Annotated in this window: 19 protein-coding genes; 18 read left to right on the top strand and 1 reads right to left on the bottom strand. The window is 66.6% G+C overall.

Annotated elements, in window-relative coordinates; genetic code table 11:
- The first annotated feature begins 7 nt into the window (after window positions 1-7).
- From hpaC to DNA98_RS06870, 13 genes are all read left to right on the top strand, one after another.
- Window positions 8-454: a 4-hydroxyphenylacetate 3-monooxygenase reductase subunit gene (gene hpaC, locus DNA98_RS06930; protein WP_174720043.1), complete on the top strand. Its 447-nt coding sequence runs from the start codon at window positions 8-10 to the stop codon at window positions 452-454.
- Window positions 455-460: 6 nt separating this feature from the next.
- A complete protein-coding gene (gene hpaD, locus DNA98_RS06925; protein WP_110528129.1) occupies window positions 461-1,432 on the top strand; it encodes a 3,4-dihydroxyphenylacetate 2,3-dioxygenase in 972 nt (323 codons plus the stop codon).
- Window positions 1,433-1,480: 48 nt separating this feature from the next.
- Window positions 1,481-3,076, top strand: a complete 1,596-nt coding sequence (locus tag DNA98_RS06920; protein ID WP_233493120.1) for a 3-hydroxyacyl-CoA dehydrogenase — start codon at window positions 1,481-1,483, stop codon at window positions 3,074-3,076.
- Complete coding sequence (locus DNA98_RS06915; RefSeq protein ID WP_110528126.1) at window positions 3,073-4,266, top strand: ABC transporter substrate-binding protein; 1,194 nt, start codon at window positions 3,073-3,075, stop codon at window positions 4,264-4,266. The genes DNA98_RS06920 and DNA98_RS06915 overlap by 4 nt, the downstream gene beginning before the upstream one ends.
- Complete coding sequence (locus DNA98_RS06910) at window positions 4,267-5,298, top strand: branched-chain amino acid ABC transporter permease (protein WP_110528123.1); 1,032 nt, start codon at window positions 4,267-4,269, stop codon at window positions 5,296-5,298. It begins immediately after the preceding gene.
- A gap of 61 nt (window positions 5,299-5,359) precedes the next feature.
- Window positions 5,360-7,129 carry an ATP-binding cassette domain-containing protein gene (locus DNA98_RS06905; protein WP_110528120.1) on the top strand — a complete coding sequence of 590 codons (1,770 nt, stop codon included), beginning with the start codon at window positions 5,360-5,362 and terminating at the stop codon, window positions 7,127-7,129.
- 64 nt (window positions 7,130-7,193) lie between these two features.
- The gene (locus tag DNA98_RS06900) at window positions 7,194-7,943 is read left to right on the top strand and encodes an ABC transporter ATP-binding protein (RefSeq protein WP_110528117.1); all 750 of its coding nucleotides are present in this window, start codon (window positions 7,194-7,196) and stop codon (window positions 7,941-7,943) included.
- Window positions 7,944-7,953: 10 nt separating this feature from the next.
- The gene (gene paaI / locus DNA98_RS06895) at window positions 7,954-8,325 is read left to right on the top strand and encodes a hydroxyphenylacetyl-CoA thioesterase PaaI (protein ID WP_110528114.1); all 372 of its coding nucleotides are present in this window, start codon (window positions 7,954-7,956) and stop codon (window positions 8,323-8,325) included.
- Window positions 8,322-9,527: a 3-oxoadipyl-CoA thiolase gene (gene pcaF / locus DNA98_RS06890; protein WP_110528111.1), complete on the top strand. Its 1,206-nt coding sequence runs from the start codon at window positions 8,322-8,324 to the stop codon at window positions 9,525-9,527. The genes paaI and pcaF overlap by 4 nt, the downstream gene beginning before the upstream one ends.
- Complete coding sequence (locus tag DNA98_RS06885) at window positions 9,524-10,285, top strand: SDR family oxidoreductase (RefSeq protein ID WP_110528108.1); 762 nt, start codon at window positions 9,524-9,526, stop codon at window positions 10,283-10,285. Before pcaF ends, DNA98_RS06885 begins: the two co-directional genes overlap by 4 nt.
- Window positions 10,286-10,350: 65 nt before the next feature.
- Window positions 10,351-11,700 carry a phenylacetate--CoA ligase family protein gene (locus tag DNA98_RS06880; RefSeq protein ID WP_110528105.1) on the top strand — a complete coding sequence of 450 codons (1,350 nt, stop codon included), beginning with the start codon at window positions 10,351-10,353 and terminating at the stop codon, window positions 11,698-11,700.
- Complete coding sequence (locus DNA98_RS06875) at window positions 11,697-12,140, top strand: thioesterase family protein (RefSeq protein ID WP_110528102.1); 444 nt, start codon at window positions 11,697-11,699, stop codon at window positions 12,138-12,140. The genes DNA98_RS06880 and DNA98_RS06875 overlap by 4 nt, the downstream gene beginning before the upstream one ends.
- 44 nt (window positions 12,141-12,184) lie before the next feature.
- A complete protein-coding gene (locus DNA98_RS06870) occupies window positions 12,185-12,796 on the top strand; it encodes an LON peptidase substrate-binding domain-containing protein (protein WP_110528097.1) in 612 nt (203 codons plus the stop codon).
- Here DNA98_RS06870 and DNA98_RS06865 read toward each other — a convergent pair.
- Entirely contained in the window at window positions 12,753-15,428 is a 2,676-nt protein-coding gene (locus tag DNA98_RS06865) for a hypothetical protein (RefSeq protein ID WP_110528094.1), read from the bottom strand. The genes DNA98_RS06870 and DNA98_RS06865 overlap by 44 nt on opposite strands.
- An 83-nt stretch (window positions 15,429-15,511) precedes the next feature.
- Here DNA98_RS06865 and DNA98_RS06860 point away from each other — a divergent pair, with 83 nt between their 5' ends.
- The 5 genes from DNA98_RS06860 to DNA98_RS06840 are packed head-to-tail and all read left to right on the top strand — an operon-like array spanning window position 15,512 to window position 20,356.
- A complete protein-coding gene (locus DNA98_RS06860; protein WP_110528091.1) occupies window positions 15,512-16,522 on the top strand; it encodes a 3-oxoacyl-ACP synthase in 1,011 nt (336 codons plus the stop codon).
- Window positions 16,512-18,002 (top strand): class I adenylate-forming enzyme family protein, encoded by a 1,491-nt coding sequence (locus DNA98_RS06855; protein WP_110528089.1) that lies wholly within the window; start codon window positions 16,512-16,514, stop codon window positions 18,000-18,002. Before DNA98_RS06860 ends, DNA98_RS06855 begins: the two co-directional genes overlap by 11 nt.
- Window positions 17,995-18,798, top strand: coding sequence for an alpha/beta fold hydrolase (locus DNA98_RS06850; RefSeq protein ID WP_110528086.1), 804 nt, complete (start codon window positions 17,995-17,997; stop codon window positions 18,796-18,798). Before DNA98_RS06855 ends, DNA98_RS06850 begins: the two co-directional genes overlap by 8 nt.
- Window positions 18,795-19,199, top strand: a complete 405-nt coding sequence (locus tag DNA98_RS06845) for a MaoC family dehydratase (RefSeq protein WP_110528083.1) — start codon at window positions 18,795-18,797, stop codon at window positions 19,197-19,199. The genes DNA98_RS06850 and DNA98_RS06845 overlap by 4 nt, the downstream gene beginning before the upstream one ends.
- Window positions 19,196-20,356, top strand: a complete 1,161-nt coding sequence (locus tag DNA98_RS06840) for an ABC transporter substrate-binding protein (RefSeq protein WP_110528080.1) — start codon at window positions 19,196-19,198, stop codon at window positions 20,354-20,356. The genes DNA98_RS06845 and DNA98_RS06840 overlap by 4 nt, the downstream gene beginning before the upstream one ends.
- The last annotated feature ends 5 nt before the right edge of the window (window positions 20,357-20,361 follow it).

The raw sequence follows: 20,361 nt of genomic DNA, 5'->3' as shown, positions 1-20,361 counted from the left end.
GCCTACCCTGAGTGCGGCTTTCAAAGCCGCTCTGGCCCGCTGGCCCAGCGGGGTGACGGTAGTAGCCGCCGCGTGGGGCCAAGAGCGGCGGGGAATGACCGCCAGCAGCTTTAGCAGCGTCAGCCTCGAGCCCCCCTTGATCCTGGTATGCGTGGACGAGAAAGCCCACTTGCTGCCGGTGCTCGAGAGGGCTGGGCGCTTTGCAGTAAACCTCCTGGCGGAGGGGCAGGAGCGGGTCTCGGCCCACTTCGCTGGAAAGCCCGTCCCGGACCTCGAGCCGTTGGGAGCGGACTTAGCCATCGAGGGGGCGTTGGCTACGCTGTACTGCACGGTGTGGCGGCTCTATCCGGGTGGGGATCACCGCATCGTAGTGGGGAAAGTGGAGGAGGTCCGGTTAGGGGAAGGGGGCCATCCCCTGCTCTACTGGAACCGCGCCTATCGCAGGATCGAGTAAGGAGGCATCGTGACGACGCCCAACATCATCCGCATCGGACACGGCGTTTTCTATGTAACCGACCTCGAGCGCTCGAGGCGCTTCTACGTGGACCTGCTGGGGCTCAACGTCCTGCACGAGCGCCCTGGGGCCCTCTACCTGCGCGGGGTGGAAGACCGGGAGTGGACCTTGAAGCTGGAACAGGCTCCAGCAGCAGGGATCAAACACCTGGCCTACCGCGTGGCCACCCAGGCCGACTTGGACGCCCTGGTCGCCCTGGCCGAGGCCGAGGGGCTCCCCTGGCGCTGGGAGAGCGAGCAAGACCGCCCCCGGCTCCTCCGGATGCAAGATCCCTTCGGGGTGCCGGTGGCCTTTTACGCCGAAAGCCAGAAGTACCCCTGGCTGCTGCAAAGCTACCACCTGCACCGGGGGCCCGGCCTCCAGCGGATCGACCACGTCAACGTGATGAGCCCCCAGGTGGAAGCCACCATGCGCTGGTACATGGACCGGCTGGCCTTCCGCCTCTCCGAATACACCGAAGACGACGAGGGGCGCATCTGGGCGGCCTGGATCCAGCGCCGCGGCGGGGTGCACGACCTGGCCCTGACCAACGGAAGCGGGCCAAGGCTGCACCACTTCGCCTACTGGATGCCGGATGCCAATAGCATCCTCAGGGCCTGCGATATCCTGGCCGGGGCCAGGGAGACCGACGCCATCGAGCGCGGGCCGGGCCGACACGGCATCTCCAACGCTTTCTTCCTCTACCTGCGCGACCCCGACGGGCACCGCATCGAGCTGTACACCTCCGATTACCTCACCGTGGACCCCGACTTCGAGCCGATCCGCTGGCACCTCAACGACCCGCGGCGCCAGACCCTGTGGGGCGCCAAGACCCCAAGAAGCTGGTTTGAGGAGGGCAGCCGGATGGAGGCATTCGAAGGGGGCTGGGTCGAGGCCAGGGAATCCGCCCTCCAGGGGCTTCCCCAGCACGTCATCTAAGCGGCCCGCTCTTGCAAAATAACAAACATTTGTTAGGTTAGGGGTTAGGTGCGTGAAACCCAAATGCAACGAGAGGCCAAGATGGGGCGAGAAATGGTCGCCATTTTAGGTGCGGGCACGATGGGTCGGGGCATCGCCCAGGTCGCAGCGCAGGCCGGGCACCCGGTCTGGCTTTACGATCCCAGCCAAGAGGCGCTCGAGCGGGCTAAAGCCGAGATCGCCGCGGACCTGAGCCGGCAGGCTGAACGCGGGCGGCTGCGCGAGAACCCCGAAGCCATCCTCGAGCGGATCCAAACCGCGCATGAGCTGAGCGGGCAGATGGCCGAGGCGGCTTGGGTGATCGAGGCCGCCCCGGAACGCCTCGAGCTCAAACAGACCCTCCTGGCCCAGGCCGCACAGATAGCTCCAGCGGCCATTCTGGCCACCAACACCTCCACCCTCTCGGTCTCGGCGATCGCCGCCGCTTGCCCCCAACCGGAGCGGGTCATCGGGTTGCATTTTTTCAACCCGGCTCCGCGGATGCGGTTGGTAGAGGTGATCCCCGGCCTGCGCACCGCGCCCGAGGTGGTCCACAAGGCCCTCGAGCTGGCCCGAAGCTGGGGCAAGGAGCCGGTACAAGCAGCGGATATGCCGGGCTTTTTGGTCAACCGGGTGGCCCGGCCCTTCTACGGCGAGGCGCTGCGACTATACGGGGAAGGGATCCCCAAAGAGCACATCGACTGGATCGCCAAGGGTCTGGGGTTTCCCATGGGGCCCTTCGAGCTGATGGACCTGATCGGGTTGGATGTGAACCTGGCCGCCAGCCGCTCGGTGTACGAGGGCTTCTTCGGCGAGCCGCGCTACCGGCCCCACCCCTTGCAGGCCCAGCGGGTCGCGGCGGGCATGTTGGGGCGCAAGAGCGGCGTAGGGTGGTACACCTACCCGCCGGGCCCGCCCCCCCTGCCTGAGGCCCCATCCGCAAACCTCGAGCAAGCCCCCACCGCCTTCATCGTGGGGCCGCATCCGCTGGCTCAGTCCTTGCGGCAGCGCTACCGCCATACCGAGGAGCCAGCCCAAGCCGATTTCATCCTCGACTGTCGGGTGAAGCTCGAGCGCAAGGGAAACCTCCCCGAGCGCCTACCGGTGGTCACGCTGGTCTGGGGACACTCGGCGAGCGCAGCCGCAGAGGCCTATCCCGACCGCCCGGTAGCGGGGTTCAGCCTGGTACCCCCTCTGTCCGAGGGGAATATCGCCGAAGTCTATGCCCCCATCTCGGGGGAAAATGCGGCAGTAAGGCTGGCCCAGCGCTACTTCCAGGCTCACGGCCACCGTGTGCTCGAGCTTCCCGACCAGCCCGGCGGGGTGGGGTTTCGCATCCTGGCCTTGCTGATCAACGAAGCGGTCTCGGCGGTGGCGGAGGGGCTGGCGACCCCAGCCGACCTCGACCGGGCGATGCGGCTTGGCACCGGGTACCCCCGGGGCCCTTTAGAATGGGCCGAGGCCATCTGGCTCAAGCCGGTGCTGCGTGCTCTGGAAGGCCTACACGGCGAATTGGGCGAAGACCGCTATCGGCCACATCCGCTGCTACAGCGAATGGTCGCGACCGGCAGCGAATCCTTTAGCGGCAGGCACTGGAACTCTTCGGTGCAAGGAGGCAATCCATGAAGCGAGCTCTAATCGGACTTTTGGCACTAGGGATGGGACTTGGACTAGCCCAACAGGCCCCGCTCAAGATCGGGGTGGTGGTCTCGGCCACCGGCCCCGCGGCCAGCTTGGGCATCCCTGAGCGCAACACGATGGTGATCCTGGAGGAGCAGGTCAACCGCCGCGGCGGCGTGGCGGGCCGGCCGGTGCAGTTCATCGTCATCGATGACGCCTCGGACACTACCCAAGCGGTGCGGGCTACCCGCAAGCTGATCCAAGAAGATGGGGTGCTGGCCATCATCGGAACCACCACCACCCCGGCTTCCTTGGGCATGATCGATCCCGCCGCCGAAGCAGGCGTCCCGGTGATCTCCCTGGCGGCCAACCTCGAGATCGTCTATCCGGTGGATGAGAAGCGCCGCTGGATTTTCAAGACTCCCCAAACCGAGCAGCAGATGAGCACCCCCATCGTGCAGGACATGAAGGCCAGCGGGGTCAAGACCGCCGCCTACATCGGCTTCAACGACGCCTACGGAGAGGGTTGGGCCAAAGCCTTCGAAGCCGCCGCCAAGGAGGCCGGGATCACCGTGGTAGCCTCGGAGCGCTTCGCCCGCACCGACACCTCGGTGACCGGACAGATCCTGCGCATCCTCTCCCGCAACCCCGACGCAGTGCTCATCGGCGGCTCGGGCACTGCCCCGGTGCTGCCCCAGCGCACCCTCAAGGAGCGGGGGTATAAGGGGCTCATCTACCAGACCCACGGCGTGGCTAACCCTGACTTCTTGCGGGTAGGCGGGGACAATGTCATCGGCACCCGGCTGCCGGCGGGCCCCATTTTGGTCTTCGACCAGCTTCCCAGCAGCTTTCCCAACAAGAACGTAGCCCAGAGCTACGTGCAGCAGTACGAGGCCAGGTACGGCATCGGCAGCTACTCGACCTTCGGCGGCCATGCCTATGACGCCTGGGCGATTCTGCGCCCGGCCCTGGAGCGCGCGCTCAAGAAAGAGCAGACCAGCAACCTGGCTGCTTTCCGTAAGGTGCTGCGCGACGAGATCGAAGCCACCAAGGGCGTGGTGGGCACCCATGGCGTCTTTACCATGTCCCCTACTGACCACCTGGGCCTCAAGTTCCAGGAGGCTGCGGTAATGGTTGAGGTGGTGAAGGGCGAGGGCGGTAAGCTCGACTGGAAACTGGTGCGGACGTTTAGGTAAATGGACTGGACCATCGCCGCTTTTCTCGCCGCTGATGCGGTGCAAAACGGCACCATCTACGCACTGCTGGCTCTGGCCTTGGTGCTGGTGTTCGCGGTGACCCGGGTGATCCTGGTGCCCATCGGCGAGCTGTTGGTCTTTGCTCCTCTCACCTACGTGTTCTTTCTGCCCGGCGAGGTCAGCGGTCTGCAACTGCAGGGGGCGATCCCCGGCACCGCCTGGCTCTCGGCGGGAATGCTCGCGGTGTGGGCGGTGCTGGACCGGGCCGCCCCGCGCCGCGCGGGGGTGCTTTTGGGCGGGGCCTTGGCCGTGCTGGGCCTGGCCTGGTGGGGCGCACACGGAGTTCCGCTGTGGCTGGGTTGGATCTTTGCGGTACTCATCGTCTTTCCCATCGGCCCGGCGAGTTACCGGCTCTTTTTCGAGCCGGCCAGAAACGCCAGCGTGCTGACCTACTTGATCATCGCCGTAGGGTTACATTTTGCCTACCAGGGATTGGGGTTGGTTTTCTTCGGTCCCGAGCAATACCGCCTGCCCCCCATCCTACCGGGCCAGACTGCCTTTGGCAGCGTTCCCATCAACAACCAAGCCTTTTTGGTCTATGGCTTCGCTCTCTTCGCGATGCTGGGGCTGTACCTATTTTTCACCCGCAGCCTTTATGGCAAGGCGCTGCGGGCCTGCGCGGTGAACCGGTTGGGGGCGCGGCTGCTGGGGATCAACCCGGCACAAGCTGGCTACGTTTCCTTTGGAATCGCCACCTTGATCGCCGGGGTGGCCGGAATGCTGCTGGCCCCGCTCATCCAGCCAGCGTACTTCCAGGGATTCTTGCTGGGGCTCAAGGGCTTCGTGGCGGGAATCCTGGGCGGTCTTATCAGCTACCCGCTGGCGGTGGTGGGGGCCTTAGCGGTGGGGGGGCTCGAGTCGTGGGCCTCCTTCCAGGCCAGCGCCTTTAAGGATGCCATCGTCTTCACCCTGCTGCTGCCGATCTTGTTCTGGCGCAGCCTGCGCAGCCGGGAAGTGGAGGAAGAAGAATGATCCCCACGCCAAACGCCAAACGCTTGACGCCGAGTGTACAGGCGGGGCCTTGGAGGACGCGATGAAGCTCTCCCCCCTCGCCCTGGGAGCAGTGGCCCTTCTGCTGGTGGTGCCGCTGCTGCTCCCGGCTTCCTCGTTTTATCTGAGCCTGGGGAACTACATCGCTTTCGGGGCGCTGGTGGCGCTAGGGCTATACCTGCTCACCGGCCTAGCCGGAATGACCAGCTTTGGGCAGGCCGCCTTTATGGGGTTGGCGGCCTACACCACGGCCCTCCTGACCAGCGAACGGGGCTTTAGCCCCTGGCTGACCCTGCCCATAGGGGTGCTGGCGGCGATGGCGGGGGCAGTAATGCTGGGGGGGATCACCGCCCGGCTTAAAGGACACTACCTACCCCTTTCCACCATCGCTTGGTGCATGGCGCTGTATATCGTGTTGGGGAGCTGGACCGAGCTGACCGGGGGGCACACCGGCCTGCGGGACATCCCCGCGGTTAAGGTGTTCGGCCTCGAGCTTTCTGACTCGCGCAGTTTCTTCTACCTATCCTGGTTCTTCGCCCTGACCGGGGCCTGGACGGCTTGGAACCTGACCAATAGCCGCAACGGACGGGCCATGCGCGCTTCCAAAGGAGATGCCATCGCAGCGGCTAGCTTTGGGGTAAACCCCGGAGCGCTCAAGCTGCGGGTTTTTGTCCTCTCGGCCGTGTATGCCGGGGTGGCAGGATGGTTGTACGCCCACTACCAGCAGTTCATCAACCCCTCGCCCTTCAGCCTCGAGGCCTCGATCAAGTACCTCATCGCCGCGGTCGCGGGCGGAGTGGGGAGCATCCCCGGGGTGTTTTTGGGCGCCGGGCTGGTAACGGGCCTGGAAGAAGCCCTCAAGGACATTCTTCCGACGATCTTCGGGCGTACCGGAAACTACGAGATCATCGCGTACGGCCTGATTCTGGTGCTGATCCTGATGTTCGCCCCCCGGGGTCTATGGCCCTTTATCGAGCGCTACTTGCCCAAGCCCAAACCGATAATCCCTAAGGGGGAAGGGCTCCCCACGCGCATGGTGGCGGGCCAACCGGGAGAGGTGTTGCTCGAGGTCAGCGGCCTCACCAAGCGCTTTGGCGGGCTGCTGGCGGTGAACGGCCTGAGCTTCCAGCTTCGGCGCGGCGAGATCCTGGGACTGATCGGGCCAAACGGGGCGGGCAAATCCACTTGCTTTAACCTCATCACCTCGGTCCTCTCTCCCAGCGCAGGGGTAGTGCGCTTCAAGGGGCAAAACATCACCGGTCTTCCCCCTTACCGCGTGCACCGGCTGGGCCTGGCCCGCACCTTCCAGCACCCCCATCTCTTTCCCGAGATGACCGTGCTCGAGAACGCCGCCCTCGGCACCTATGCCCGGACCCAAGCAGGCCTCCTAGCCTCGATGTGGGGGCTCTCGCGCTCAGAGGAGGAGGCCAGCCTGGTGGAGGCCTACCGCGCCTTGGAGCGGGTCGGCCTGGCCCATCTGGCCTACCAAAAGGCCGACGGGCTCACGGTGGGGCAGCTGCGGCTACTGGAGATTGCCCGGGCGCTCGCCTCCCATCCCGAGGTACTGCTCTTGGACGAGCCCGCCGCAGGTTTGCGGGCTGGGGAGAAGCGCCAGTTTGCCGCCCTCATCCGCAAGCTGGTGAACGAAGGGGTTACGGTGCTTTTGGTAGACCACGACATGGAGTTGGTGATGGGGCTGGTAGACCGGCTGGTGGTCATGCACTACGGCGAAAAGCTGGCCGAGGGCACCCCCCAGGAGATGCAGAATAATAAGAAGGTGATCGAGGCCTACTTAGGGGAGGCGGTGGCATGAGGGGGGTCGCATACGTCCTACGGCGGGGTTTTTCTCTAGACGTCGGACGCAGGACGGAGGGTTTATGAGCGTCCTCGAGGTGGGCGACCTGACCGTCCGCTACGGGGCGGTGGAGGCCGTGCGGCACCTCTCGTTGCGCGTAGAGCGGGGCGAGGCGGTAACGCTCATCGGGCCCAACGGGGCGGGCAAGTCCAGCACCCTCAAGGGAATCGTCGGGCTGGTGCACGCCAGCGGGGTGGTGCGCTACCAGGGCCAGACTCTCCATCGCCGCAGCCCGGAAGCGCTGGCCGCGGCGGGCATGGTGCTGGTACCAGAAAAGCGCGAACTCTTCGCCTCGATGGCGGTAGAGGACAACCTCCTGCTGGGGGCTTTCAGCCGCTACCAGCGCCACGAGAAAGGGGTGCGGGAGGACTTGGAGCGCGTCTACGCCCTCTTCCCTCGCCTGCGCGAGCGGCGCAGGCAACTGGCCGGGACCATGTCCGGCGGCGAGCAGCAGATGCTGGCCATCGGCCGCGCGCTGATGGCCCGGCCCAAGCTGCTGATGCTCGACGAGCCCAGCCTGGGCCTAGCCCCCCTCATCGTGCAGGAGATCTTCCACATCCTGGGCGAACTCAAAAAGGAGGGGGTGCCGATTTTGGTGGTGGAGCAAAACGCCCGCATGGCCCTCAAGCTGGCCGACCGGGGCTACGTGCTCGAGGCCGGGGAGCTGGTGATGGAAGGGCGAGGCCAAGACCTCCTGCACGACCCACGGGTAGTCGAGGCCTACCTGGGCCTTCGCGCTAGGGAAGAGGCCACGCCCAACCTCGAGCGCTAGGAGAAGGGGCATGACCGATCCGTTCATGCAGCTATTGGGCATCGAGGTCCGCTCGGTAGAGGCCGGGCGAGCCCACCTCGCGGCGCGGGTTGGCCCCCAGCACCTCAATTTTCACGGCTCCTGCCACGGCGGCTTCCTCTACAGCCTGGCCGACGCCGCCTTCGCGCTGGCCTCTAACTCCCATGGGGTGGCGGCGGTGGCCCTTTCAACCCACATGGAATACTTCAAGCCGGTGCGGGAGGGCGACCAGCTGGAAGCCCAGGCCAGCCAAGAGAACCTGGGGCGGCGGACCGCCACTTACCGCATCGCGATCACCCGGGAGGGGCAGACCGTAGCCCTCTTCACCGGAACGGTCTATAGGATGAGCGAGGAGAGGTCATGAGCGAAGCATGGATTGTAGATGCCGTCCGCACGCCCGTCGGCAAGCATGGGGGGGTGCTCTCCTCGGTGCGCCCCGACGACCTGGGGGCCATTCCCATCCGGGCCCTCTTGCAGCGAACAGGCCTGCCGGGAAGCGACATCGAGGACGTCTACATGGGCTGCGCCAACCAGGCCGGAGAGGACAACCGCAACGTGGCGCGGATGTCGCTCTTGCTGGCGGGGCTGCCCATCTCGGTGGGGGGTTCGACCGTCAACCGGCTGTGCGGCAGCGGCCTGGAGGCGGTAGCGAGCGCAGCCCGGGCCATCGCCTGCGGTGAAGGGCAAGTCTACATCGGCGGTGGGGTGGAGAGCATGAGCCGCGCCCCCTGGGTCATGCCCAAGGCCGAGAGGGCCTTCGCCACCGGCAACGTGACCGTCTACGACAGCACCCTGGGCTGGCGCTTCGTCAACCCGCGCATGCAGGAGATGTACGGCACCGAGGCCATGGGCGAGACCGCCGAGAACCTGGCCGAGCAGTACCAGATCTCCCGCGAGGAACAGGACAAGTTCGCCCTGCGCTCCCACCAGAAGGCCATCTCTGCCCAGCTCTCGGGCGCCTACGACGGCCAGATGGTCCCGGTGGAGGTCCGCGACCGCAAGGGCAACCTCGAGCAAGTCTGCAAGGACGAGGGGCCCAGGGCCGACACCAGCCTCGAGGCCCTGGCCAAGCTCAAGCCGGCCTTCCGCCCGGGCGGCACCGTCACCGCCGGCAACAGCTCCAGCCTCAACGACGGGGCGGCAGCGGTGCTGCTGGCCTCGAAGGACTACGCCCAGGCCCACGGACTCAAGCCACTGGCCCGGGTACGCTCCATCGCCGTGGCGGGGGTCGAGCCGCGCATCATGGGCATCGGGCCGGTGCCCGCGACCCGCAAGGCGCTCGAGCGGGCCGGGCTATCCCTCTCCGACCTCGGCTTGATCGAGCTCAACGAAGCCTTCGCTGCGCAGAGCCTGGCGGTGCTGCGCGAGTGGGGGATGGACCCCGAGGACCCCCGGCTCAACGTGAACGGTGGGGCCATCGCCATCGGTCACCCGCTGGGGGCCTCAGGGGCGCGCATCCTCACCGCTTTGGTGCACGAGATGCGGCGGCGCGAGGTGCAGTTCGGCCTGGCCACCATGTGCATCGGGGTGGGGCAGGGCATCGCGATGGTCGTCGAGAGGGTATGAGGGTGCTCGAGCAGTTCCGCCTCGACGGCAAGGTGGCCCTGGTGACGGGGGGCTCGCGGGGCTTGGGGCTCGAGATCGCCCACGCCCTGCGCGAGGCCGGGGCCAAAGTCGCGCTGCTGGCCCGCCGGGAGGGCTTCTTCGAAGACGCCCTCAAGCTCATCCCCGACGCCCTACCCATCGTGGGCAACGTGCAAGACGAGGAGGGCCTTGAGCGGGCCTTCGCCAAGGTTGAAGCCGAACTCGGGCCCCTCAGCGTGCTGGTCAACGCCGCCGGGGTGACCTGGGGCCAGGACGCGCTCGAGGTTCCCGTGGCCAAGGTGCGCGAGGTGCTGGATATCAACGTGACCGGGGCCTTCCTGGCCAGCCGCATCGCCGCCCGGGGCATGAAAGCGCGCGGCTACGGCAAGATCCTCAACATCGCCTCGGTGGCTGGGCTGATGGGCAGCCCCAGCGAGCTCATGGACGCCGCCGCCTACTCGGCCTCCAAGGGCGGCCTGATCGCCCTGACCCGCGACCTGGCGGTGAAGTGGGGCCCCTTTGGCATCCGGGTCAACGCCCTGGCCCCCGGCTTCTTCCCCACCCGCATGACCGAGAAGGTCTTGCCGCGCATCGAGGCCGCCGTGAGCGGGCGCACCCCCCTGGGCCGCCTGGGCCGCAGCGGCGAACTCGCCGGGGCCGCGCTCTTCCTCTGCTCCCCCGCCTCCGACTACGTCAGCGGCCAGGTGCTCGCCGTGGACGGGGGGATGACGGCTTTATGACCGGCCAGCATCTTGCGTCCTGCGTACGACGTAAGACGTGCGACCTGCGCCTATAGGAGGTTCCCATGCCCATCTTCCAACCCGAGCTCGAGACCCTTCCCCGCCCCCAGCTCAAAGCGCTCCAGGACGAGCGGCTACGCGAGCAGGTGGCCTACGTCTACGAGCGCGTACCCTTCTACAAGCAAGCCTTCGACGAACGAGGGATCAAGCCCTCAGACATTCGGGGCATAGAAGACCTGCCCAGACTGCCTTTCACCAAAAAGAAAGATCTGCGCGACACCTACCCCTTCGGCCTCTTCGCCGTGCCCCGCCACGAGCTGGCCCGCATCCACGCCAGCAGTGGCACTACCGGCAAGCCTACGGTGGTGGGGTACACCAAGGGCGACCTCGAGGTCTTCGCCGAGGTGGTGGCCCGCTCGCTGGCCGCCGCGGGGTGCGAGCCTGGCATGATGCTGCACAACGCCTACGGCTATGGCCTCTTCACCGGCGGGCTGGGGCTGCACGGGGGCGCGGAGAAGCTCGGCATGATCGTGGTACCCGTCTCCGGCGGCATGACCGAGCGGCAGATCATGCTGATTCAGGATTTCAAGCCCGAAGTCATCTGCTGCACCCCCTCGTATGCCCAGACCCTGGCCGAGGAGTTCAAGCGGCGCGGGGTGAGTCCGGAGGAGATCAGCCTCAAGTACGCCGTGTTGGGCGCAGAACCCTGGACCGAGGCCATCCGAAAGAGCGTGGACGAGGGCTTAGGGGTGAAGTCTACCAACATCTATGGCCTCTCCGAAATCATCGGCCCCGGTGTCTCCAACGAGGACGTGAACGAACGCGATGGCCTGAGCTACATCTGGGAGGACCACTTCTACCCCGAGGTCGTCCACCCCGAGACCGGCGAGCCCCTGCCCGAGGGCCAGGTGGGCGTGCTGGTGCTCACCACCCTCACCAAGAAGGCCATGCCGGTGCTGCGCTACTGGACCGGCGACCTCACCTACCTCACCCGCGAGCCGGGGGCCTCCGGGCGCACCCACGCCCGAATGGCCCAGATCCGGGGTCGCACCGACGACATGCTCATCGTGCGGGGGGTCAACGTCTATCCCACCCAGATCGAGGCCGTGCTGTTGCAGATCCCCGAGGTAGCCCCGCACTACCAGATCGTGCTCAAGCGCGAGCGCACCATGGACGAACTCGAGCTCAAGCTCGAGGTCGCCGAGTCCTTCTTCCGCGAGATCGGCGCGCAGATGCTCTCCGACGAGGTCATCGAGGCCGATCACCGCCTCTCGGCGCTGCGCGACAAGGTGGCCCACAAGGTCAAGGACAACATCGGCGTCTCGGTCAAGGTCACGCTCATCAGCCCCGGCACCGCCCCGCGCAGCGAAGGCGGCAAGCTCAAGCGCGTGGCCGACTTGAGGAATTTAGGATGAAGCCCATCCCCATCGGATATCAAGCCACCCTCGAGCTCACCGTCACCGATGAGATGACCGTAGACTTCGAGCACCCCCACGACCCCCGGCTGGGCAAGCTGCACGCCGTCTACGCCACCTACTGGATGGCCAAGCACATGGAGATGGCCGGGCGCATGATCATCCTCGACTTCCTCGAGGAGGGCGAGGAGGGCATCGGTTCGAAGGTCAGCGTCAACCACCTGGCCTCGGCCCTGCCGGGGATGAAGGTGCGGCTCTTGGCCGAGCACACCCGCACCGAGGGCAACCGTGTTTGGACCGCCCTCAAGGTGTGGAACGAACTCGGCGACCTCATCGGCGAGGGCCAGACTGAGCAGGTGATCCTACCCAAGGGCAAGCTCGAGCGCATTTTCGAGAAGCTCGAGGAGCGCTGGGCCAGCTTCCGGCAGGCGAGAAGCTAGACCAGGCCGCTTTTATCCCCGCCGATCCGGCCTAAGCTGATCCCGTGAGCCGCCTTCCCCTGTTCCCCCTGCCGGAGACCGTGGTCTTCCCGGGCCTCTTGATCCCATTGTTCATCTTCGAGGAGCGCTACAAGCAGATGACCCGGGACCTGCTCGCCCTGCCCCAGGAAAAGCGCAGGTTCGTCATCACCCTGGCGGGTCCGGAGCCGGGACAGATGCGCTCAATCGGCGGAATCGTCGAGGTGATGGCGGTATCAGAGAACCCTGACGGCACCTTCACTATGCTCACGCGGGGCACTGAGCGCTGCCGGGTTGAGGACGTAGACGCCAGCGAACACCCCTACCTCTCGATTCCCGAGCAGCCCTACCCCCTCGAGCGCGGTGACCTGGCCGCGGAGCGCATCGCCGCTTGGGACGCCATGGAAGCCTTTCGCAGCTTCGCCCAAGGGCGCATGGACCCTAAAGCGCTGGAGCAGGCTATCCACAGCCTACCCGACGACCCGCTGTACCATGCTTCGTTCTTGTGCGTAAACCTCGGCGCGGATGCCCCTTTGCGACAGTATCTGCTCGAAGCCCCCTCGCTGCTGGAGCGTTTTGCACGGCTACAGCGGTTTATCCAGCAGTTCCAGCAGCCGGGGGGTTCAGTCTCAGCCTAGCCCTGCGCACCAACAGGGCGTCAGGCTCGAGCCCAAGCTCGCGCAGCGCCCGGGTGTAGGCGGACCACGCCGCCTCGGCCTGTGTGGTCTGTAGCAAGCGCTCTACCAGCGCCTCGTCCAGCGGGTCCAGGCGGAGGGCTTCCAGCAGGGCTTCCTCATCGCCGCGGCGGAGCATCCGCTGCCGGTACTGCTGGGTCAGCTCGGCTCGGGTTTCCTCCAGCAACGGATGCTCGAGGCCGGCGAAGGGCGGGGCAAAGTTCTGGCGCTCGAGCTCCCACAGGTCTACCCATAGCTCAGGCCGCCGTACCAGGCCATACGGCTTGCAGAAATACCCCGGAGTGCGGGCGGGACGACCCGGCTCCAAGAGGTGCAACAGCTCCGACCACAGCACCCGAAACTCGCCGTCCGATACCTCCAGCGCCTCCATCAGCTCCTCCTTGCCCCAATCCCGTAGCAACAACAAAGCCAACAGAAGCTGGGTTTTCTCCCGCCTGAAGCGCGCCGCCTGGCCGTTCACCGCAACCGATAGCCCCCCCAAAGCCCGTATCTCCACCCGCACCCCGGGATGGTAGGCGACCTCGAGCTGCCCCATCTCCCACAGCAGGCGCCGCACCCGCTCAACGGGAGGGGCAAACAGCGTGGCCTCGCCCAGGAAGGGGTAGCGCTCCAGGGTCGCCGCGCCCCCCTGGTCCCAGGGGTATGCCTCGGCCAGCTCGAGCAAAAACGGATCCTGTACGGCCAGGGCTGGCAAGGCGAAGGTCTTCCCCTGGCGCCGCCGGGCGTAGGCTACGACAAGGGTCATAAAGGCTTCCACCCAGGCATCGCCAGACTCCCGGGCCAACCGCACCATCTCGGCGTAAGCCGCCTCCCCGTCGGTGGCCGCGAGCCCCCCGAGGGCCTCGACCTTGAGCCGTCCCGGTCCGCCCTCGGCCAGCGAAAGGGCCCGCTCATAGGCAGCCCGAGCCTCCTCCCAGCGGTTTTGCGCCAGCAGGGCATGGCCCAGCCGGGCCTCGGCCAGCGCCACCACAAAGGGGCTGCCCGTGGCCTCGCCCCGCTTGCGCCCCCGCAACGCGGCGGCCTCGGCGGCCTGCGCGCTCCCCGCGATGGCCTCTAGCAGCGAGAGGAGCAGGGCATCCTCGCGGTGGTTGCCGGGTGGGCGGTCCACCTGGGGCGCCGGGCTTTCCCGCAGCAGCTCGAGCGCCCAGATGGGGTGTCCGCTGCGCAGCAGCACCCTGGGCCCGGTCAATCCGAGCGCCGCGGCCTCCTCCACCCGGCCCGCATTGAGCAGGTTCTCCGCCCGCAAGGCCCGCACCGCCTCGGGAAACTGGACCTGGGCCGCCTCCAGGTAGGGCCAGGCCTTGGCCGGCTCCACCGTGTCGAGGTACAGGCGCGACAACCCCAGCAACGCCCGCCCGACCCCCGCCGAGAGCGCCTCGCGGTAGGCAGCCTCGGCCTGGGCGTAGCGACCGGCCTGGCGCAAGGCCTCGGCCCGCAGGTAGAGCAGGCCGGGCCGGGCTTGTACCAGCGAATCCGGCATGCGGTCCAAGAGGCTCAGGACGGTATGCATGAGCCCTGAGGCCAGCCACCCCTCGCCTTGCTCGAGCAGCAGATCCGCCGCGTGGCCTAACCGCCCAGCCTCCAGCAAATACCCCGCCGCCCTTACCCCTTCTCCGCGCGCCATCGCCGCATCTGCGGCCTTGCTGAGCAAAGTCCGGGTCTCGGCGGGCTCGAGCGTGCCCATCAAGGCCCGGCGCACCAGGGGGTGAAAGCGCAGCCGGGAACCCACGCGCTCGAGCAGAAGGTCTTCGGCGTAGAACTCGAGACCGACGTTGGGAACGCCCAAAAGTTCCGCCTCCTCCGGCCCCAACTCCCCCAGCACGCTCGCGCGGGCTGCCAACCTCTGCACCGCTTCGGGCAATCCCGGCAGCAGATACGCGAGCAGGCCCGCCGCATCGGGGTGGGCGTAGAGGGCCTCCTCGGGCTGGATGCCCCGCTGCATGGCCCGCAACAACAGGCGCAGCCCCAGCGGCCACCCCCGCACCAGGCTGTGGGCCCGCTCCACCTCGAAAGCCGGGAGTTCGGGGGTGAGGGCTCGAGCCAGCAAGAGCGCCTCGTTGGGGTCAAAGGCCAGCTCCGCTTCCCCGATCACCCTTCCCAGCACCTCCCACGGCGCGGCCCGGCGGGAGAGGACGGCCACGTTCACCTGCGGGGCCTGGGCCAGCGTCCGAACCAGCGAGACCGCCTCGCGGCTGGCGGCCCGCTGAGCTTCGTCCAGCACCAGGGTGTGGGGCTCGAGCGCGCTCACCTCCTCCAACAACGCCTCTCCCGCCAACGTCCAGGCGCCGCGCTCGAGGGCCTGTTCAATTTCATCTGGATCTTTTAGCCGGGGGCGGTAGGCCTCGAGCAAATGCCAGCCCAGCGCCACCGGGTCTTTGGCCTCCTCCCCCAGGGAGAGCCACAGCCCTCCGTAGGAGGCCATAAGGGTGGACTTCCCGTAACCCGCCCCCGCGGCCAGCACCAGCACCGGGCTTTGGGGGAAGCCCTGGCGGAGGGTATGCAAAAGCCGCTCCCGGCGAACCTCGTGGGCGGTGCGCGGGGGAAGCAGGCGGCTCTTGGGCACGCGGTAAGGCATTACACCCAGTTTAACGCCCACCTTTGTAACAAGCTTGTAACAGCCACCCGATAGACTTTTGGCGATCAAGTCAGAGGTTCATCATGGCTTACCTCAGCGGCCTAGGGGTCTATCTACCCGTTCCACGCATGACCAGCGGCGAAATCGCCCTGCGGTCGGGGCTGCCGGAGTGGGTAGTACGGGAGAAGCTGGGCATCCACCAGAAGCCCGTACCCGGCCCCGGCGACGACCCCGCCAAGATGGCCGCCAAGGCTGCGGCAGAAGCCCTGAAGGATGCCGAGGCAAGCGGTGCGGAGGTAGACGTGGTGCTCTCCATCGTCGAGGAGTACAAAGATTACCCGGTGTGGACGAGCGCGCCCTACATCGCCCTGGAGGTCGCTGCAAACCGGGCCTGGGGCTTCGACATCAACCAAAAGTGCGCCAGCTTTATCACCGCCCTCACCGTAGCCCAGGGGCTGTTCGCCGCGCGGCCCGAGGTGGAGGTGATCCTGGTAGCCGGGGGTTACCGCAACGGCGATCTGATCGACTACACCGACGAAACCGTGCGCTTTATGTACGACCTGGCCGCGGGCGGGGGGGCTGCCGTCTTGCGGCGCGGGGGGCCGGGGATCCGGCTCCTCTCCACCCGGCTCAAGACCGATCCCACCCTGGCCCAGAGCGTGCTGGTCCCGGTGGGCGGGACCGCCGCCCCCGTCACCCCGGAAAATGCCGGGCAGTTCAAGCTGCGCGTGACCAACCCCGAGTGGATGAAGACCCGGCTCGAGGCCGTCTCCCTGCCGGGTTTCCTCGAGGTCATCCAGGGGGCCTTGCACGACGCCGGATACACCGCCGCCGATCTGGATTACCTGGCCTTGCTGCACATGAAACCCTCGGCGCACCGGGCGGTGCTCGAGGGGTTAGGGATAGCCGAGGAGCAGTGCATCTACCTGGCCGAGTACGGCCATCTGGGCCAGCTCGACCCGATCCTCTCGCTCAAGCTGGCCCGGGATGCGGGAAAGATCGGCCCCGGTAGCCTCATCGCCCTCGCCGCGGCCGGGGTCGGGTACCACTGGGGGGCCGCGGTGCTGCGTTGGGAGAGGGGCAATGGAACTTAACGCCAACTGGCTGGCGCGCCTGGCCGAATACCACCCCGACCGCCCGGCGGTCTTCTGGCGGGAGGGCTGGATCAGCTACCAGGAGCTATATGCCCGGGCTGTACGCGCCGCCGAATCCCTGGCTGGGCTGGGGATCGGCCAGGGGGAGCGGGTGGGGGTGTTGGGGTGGAACCATATCGGCTACCTCGAGCTGTACTTCGCCGCGCCGCTGTTGGGCTGCATCCCTACCCTCTTCAACCACCGCCTGTCCAGGGCCGAGCTGCAAGGGCTGCTGGAATACACCCGGCCTCGAGCCCTCTTCTACAGCGACGGGTTGGCAGAGCTAGCCCACGCCCTGGACTCCCGCGCATACCCCCTCGAGGCCCTGGCCGCCCTGCCCCCGGCCCCGCTCCCTGCACACCGTGTGGAGCTGGAAGACCCGGGGTTGATCCTCTTCACCGGGGGCACCACCGGGCTACCCAAAGGCGCGCTGATCCCCTACCGGCAACTGCTCACGAACGCCTTCCAGACCTGCATGAGCTGGGGACTCTCCCCCCAGGACCGCTACATCGTCGCCACCCCGATGTTCCACGCGGCCTTGAACGCCCTCTGCACCCCGCTGCTGTACCTGGGGGCGAGCGTGCTGATCCAGGAGAGGTTCGACCCCGCCGAGTACCTGGCCTGGGTGAGCCAGCACCGGGTGAGCCTGTTGTTCTTGGTACCCACCATGTACCAGATGCTCGCCCACCATCCGGATTTTGAGCGAACGGATTTCTCCAGCGTGCGCTGGGCCATCTCCGGCGGCGCACCCTGCCCGGCTCCGGTACGCGAGGCGTACCGGGCTAAGGGGCTCCGCTTCAAACAAGGCTACGGCCTGACCGAGTGCGGGGTGAACTGCTTCACCTTCGAAGCTGACGAGGCCGAGCGCTACCCGGAATCGGTGGGGCGACCGATGCCCCACCTGTGGGCCAAGCTGATGGACGCGGAGGGAAAGGAAGCCCACAGCGAGGGCGAACTCTGGCTCAGCGGGCCGACGCTGATGTCGGGGTACTTCGAACGCCCCGAGGACACCGCAAGGTGTCTGGTCAGGCACGAGGGGCGCGACTGGCTCAAGACCGGCGACCTGGCCCGGCGGGACGCGGAAGGGCGGTTTTACATCGTGGGACGGGTCAAGGAGATGTTCATCTCGGGGGGCGAAAACGTCTACCCCATCGAGGTCGAACGCGCCCTCTACGACCATCCCGCGGTGGCGGAGTGCGCTGTGGTGGGCGTACCCGATGCCCAGTGGGGCGAGGTGGGTTTGGCGGCCATCGCGCTCAAGGCCGAAGCGGCCGCTCAGGGTCACGGCTGGGAAGAGGAGTTTCGCGCCTTCCTCAAGGGCAGGCTGGCCGGGTACAAGATTCCCAAGCACTTCGTATTCCTGGAGGAACTACCCAAAAGCGGCCCCGGCAAAATCCTCAAGGCCGAACTGGCCAAGCGCTTCGGAGGTCGAAATGCCTAAGGTCAGCGCGAACGGCATCGAACTCTACTACCAAATGGAAGGCAGCATGGACAGCCCTGTGCTGGTGCTGGCCAACGGCATCTTTCAGCGGGTCGAGGCTTGGGAGCCCTTAATGCCGCACCTGAGGGGGTTTAGGGTCTTGCGCTACGACATGCGCGGACAAGGGCGCTCGAGCACCCCCCCAGGGGTCTACACCCCCCAGCTCCACGCCGATGACCTGGAGGCGCTGCTCAGGGCGCTGAGCATCGAGCGCTACCACCTGCTGGGCCTCTCCAACGGCGGGATCGTGGCCCAGGTCCACGCGGCGCGCCAACCTGCTGGCCTGCACAAGCTGATCCTGCTCTGCACCACATCTCGGATTGACCCGCTGATCCGGGCCAAGGTCGAGAGCTGGCGGCTCGGGCTGGAATGGGGCGGCCCCGAGGGACGACTGCGCATCGCCTTGCCCTGGATCTGGGGACGGGCCCATCTCGAGGCCCACCCCGAGGTAGACAGCGCAGCTTCGTTGGAGCAGATGAAGCTCGCCGCCCCTACCGCAGAGGCCCAGCGCAACCTGATGGCCGGGTTCTTCACCCTCGGCGACCTGCGGCCCCAACTGCGCGGCGTCACCGCGCCGACCCTGGTGCTCTCGGGCGAGGAGGACCTGCTGTTTCCCCCCCTATACGCCCAGGAGATTGCCCAAGCCATCCCGGGGGCCAAGCACCGGGTCTTACCCCAAACCGGGCACGCCGCCCCGGCCGAGGTGCCCACCCTTTTGGCCCAGGAAATCCGGGAGTTTTTGGAGGTGGATGCATGAGGTTTAGGGTCGGCGATTCGGCCAGCTACACCCAGACCATCAGCGAGGCCAGCGTGGCGATGTTCATCGGCGCAGTAGGGGATACCAATCCGCTCCACGTAGACGCAGAGTACGCCAAGCGCAGCCGCTTTGGCGAGCGGATCGCCCAGGGCATCTTGGTGGCCGGGCTGATCTCGACCTGTATCGGTACCAAGCTGCCAGGGGTCGGGGCGGTCTATCTAGGGCAGACCCTCAGGTTCCTCAAGCCCACCAAGCTGGGGGATACCATCACCGCGACCGTCACGGTCAAGGCCATCCGAGAGGATAAGCCCATCCTCACGCTAACGACCATCTGCACCAACCAGCGCGGGGAACAAGTCATCGAAGGAGAGGCAACGGTTTTGTACGAGGAGGAAGCATGAAAAGAGGCATCTTAGCGGTTGTCTTCATCCTGATGGGCCTGGCTTGGGCCCAAACCACCGCCCGGGTAGGGGTGCTCCTGCCCATTTCCACCGTGGCCGGCAAAGCTGCCCTGTACGGCCTCCAACTGGCCGCCGACCAGGTCAACGCTTCCGGAAAGGTGAAGCTCGAGCTGGTCATCGCCGACGACGGCAACGCCGCGGCGGCGGCGGTCCCGGCCCTCACCAAGCTGATGACCGTGGACAAGGTGGATATCGTAATCGGCGGGCTCTCCTCCGGCGTGACCTTCGCGCTCTCCGGGCCGGTCAAGCAGTATGGGCCCCTCTTCCTCTGCATCGGCGCGGCCAGCAGCGTGGTCGAGCAGGCTTTCAGCGGCTATGATCGCTTCTTCCACTACCACCCCTGGGACTACCACAACGTCGCCGCCGCGATGGAGTTCTTCAAATACCTCTACCAACAGGAGGGCGCGCGCAAGGTGGCCATCCTCTACGAAGACGGCCCTTTCGGCTCGGCGGGCATCCAAACCTACCAAGACCAGCTGAAGAAGGTCGGATTTGCCGTGCAGGCCGAACCCTTCAAATCGGGTTCGGGGAACTTCACCGCGATCCTGACCCGCTTCAAATCCTTCAAGCCGGATATCCTCTACTGGATCGGCTACGACGTGGACGCCCTGCCCATCGCCGCCCAGACCCGTCAGGTGGGTCTCGAGCCCAAGCTCATCTACGGCGCGCCGCCGGCTTGGCCCGCTGGGTTTGAGAAGAATAACCTCTCCAACGATATCGCCGGCATGACCGCCTGGCTGCCCTCGGTGGCCAACAACGAGTCGCGCAAGTTTGTAAGCGCCTACCGCAAGAAGTACGGCGAGGTCACCGACGAGTACATGGCCCCCATGGGCTACACCATCGTGCTCTCCTTGGGTCGGGCCCTCGAGGCCGCTGGATCGGCGGACAAGGACAAACTCGCCGAAGCGCTGGCCAAGGTACAGATGGATACCCCCTTTGGGCCGCTTTCCTTCAAACCCTCCGACACCGGTAAGACCAAGTACCAGGGCTTCAACCAGAGCATCTGGCTGCAGTTCCAGTACCTCGAGGGCTCCCGCCGCCCGGTCTTCCCCAAGGAGCGGGCCAGCCGTCCGCTGCGCTACCCCGGCAGCTACTAGCGGCC

The sequence above is a fragment of the Meiothermus sp. Pnk-1 genome, assembly GCF_003226535.1.
GTDB lineage: Bacteria > Deinococcota > Deinococci > Deinococcales > Thermaceae > Allomeiothermus.
This window is presented reverse-complemented; position numbering and strand designations above follow the sequence as displayed.

Excerpts from the sequence above, each read along its gene's own strand:
- DNA98_RS06915 (WP_110528126.1), top strand. The coding sequence starts at position 3,073 with ATGAAGCGAGCTCTAATCGGACTTTTGGCACTAGGGATGGGACTTGGA.
- DNA98_RS06910 (WP_110528123.1), top strand. The coding sequence starts at position 4,267 with ATGGACTGGACCATCGCCGCTTTTCTCGCCGCTGATGCGGTGCAAAAC.
- DNA98_RS06905 (WP_110528120.1), top strand. The coding sequence starts at position 5,360 with ATGAAGCTCTCCCCCCTCGCCCTGGGAGCAGTGGCCCTTCTGCTGGTG.
- DNA98_RS06900 (WP_110528117.1), top strand. The coding sequence starts at position 7,194 with ATGAGCGTCCTCGAGGTGGGCGACCTGACCGTCCGCTACGGGGCGGTG.
- paaI (WP_110528114.1), top strand. The coding sequence starts at position 7,954 with ATGACCGATCCGTTCATGCAGCTATTGGGCATCGAGGTCCGCTCGGTA.
- pcaF (WP_110528111.1), top strand. The coding sequence starts at position 8,322 with ATGAGCGAAGCATGGATTGTAGATGCCGTCCGCACGCCCGTCGGCAAG.
- DNA98_RS06885 (WP_110528108.1), top strand. The coding sequence starts at position 9,524 with ATGAGGGTGCTCGAGCAGTTCCGCCTCGACGGCAAGGTGGCCCTGGTG.
- DNA98_RS06880 (WP_110528105.1), top strand. The coding sequence starts at position 10,351 with ATGCCCATCTTCCAACCCGAGCTCGAGACCCTTCCCCGCCCCCAGCTC.
- DNA98_RS06875 (WP_110528102.1), top strand. The coding sequence starts at position 11,697 with ATGAAGCCCATCCCCATCGGATATCAAGCCACCCTCGAGCTCACCGTC.
- DNA98_RS06865 (WP_110528094.1), bottom strand. The coding sequence starts at position 15,428 with ATGCCTTACCGCGTGCCCAAGAGCCGCCTGCTTCCCCCGCGCACCGCC.
- DNA98_RS06860 (WP_110528091.1), top strand. The coding sequence starts at position 15,512 with ATGGCTTACCTCAGCGGCCTAGGGGTCTATCTACCCGTTCCACGCATG.
- DNA98_RS06855 (WP_110528089.1), top strand. The coding sequence starts at position 16,512 with ATGGAACTTAACGCCAACTGGCTGGCGCGCCTGGCCGAATACCACCCC.
- DNA98_RS06850 (WP_110528086.1), top strand. The coding sequence starts at position 17,995 with ATGCCTAAGGTCAGCGCGAACGGCATCGAACTCTACTACCAAATGGAA.
- DNA98_RS06845 (WP_110528083.1), top strand. The coding sequence starts at position 18,795 with ATGAGGTTTAGGGTCGGCGATTCGGCCAGCTACACCCAGACCATCAGC.
- DNA98_RS06840 (WP_110528080.1), top strand. The coding sequence starts at position 19,196 with ATGAAAAGAGGCATCTTAGCGGTTGTCTTCATCCTGATGGGCCTGGCT.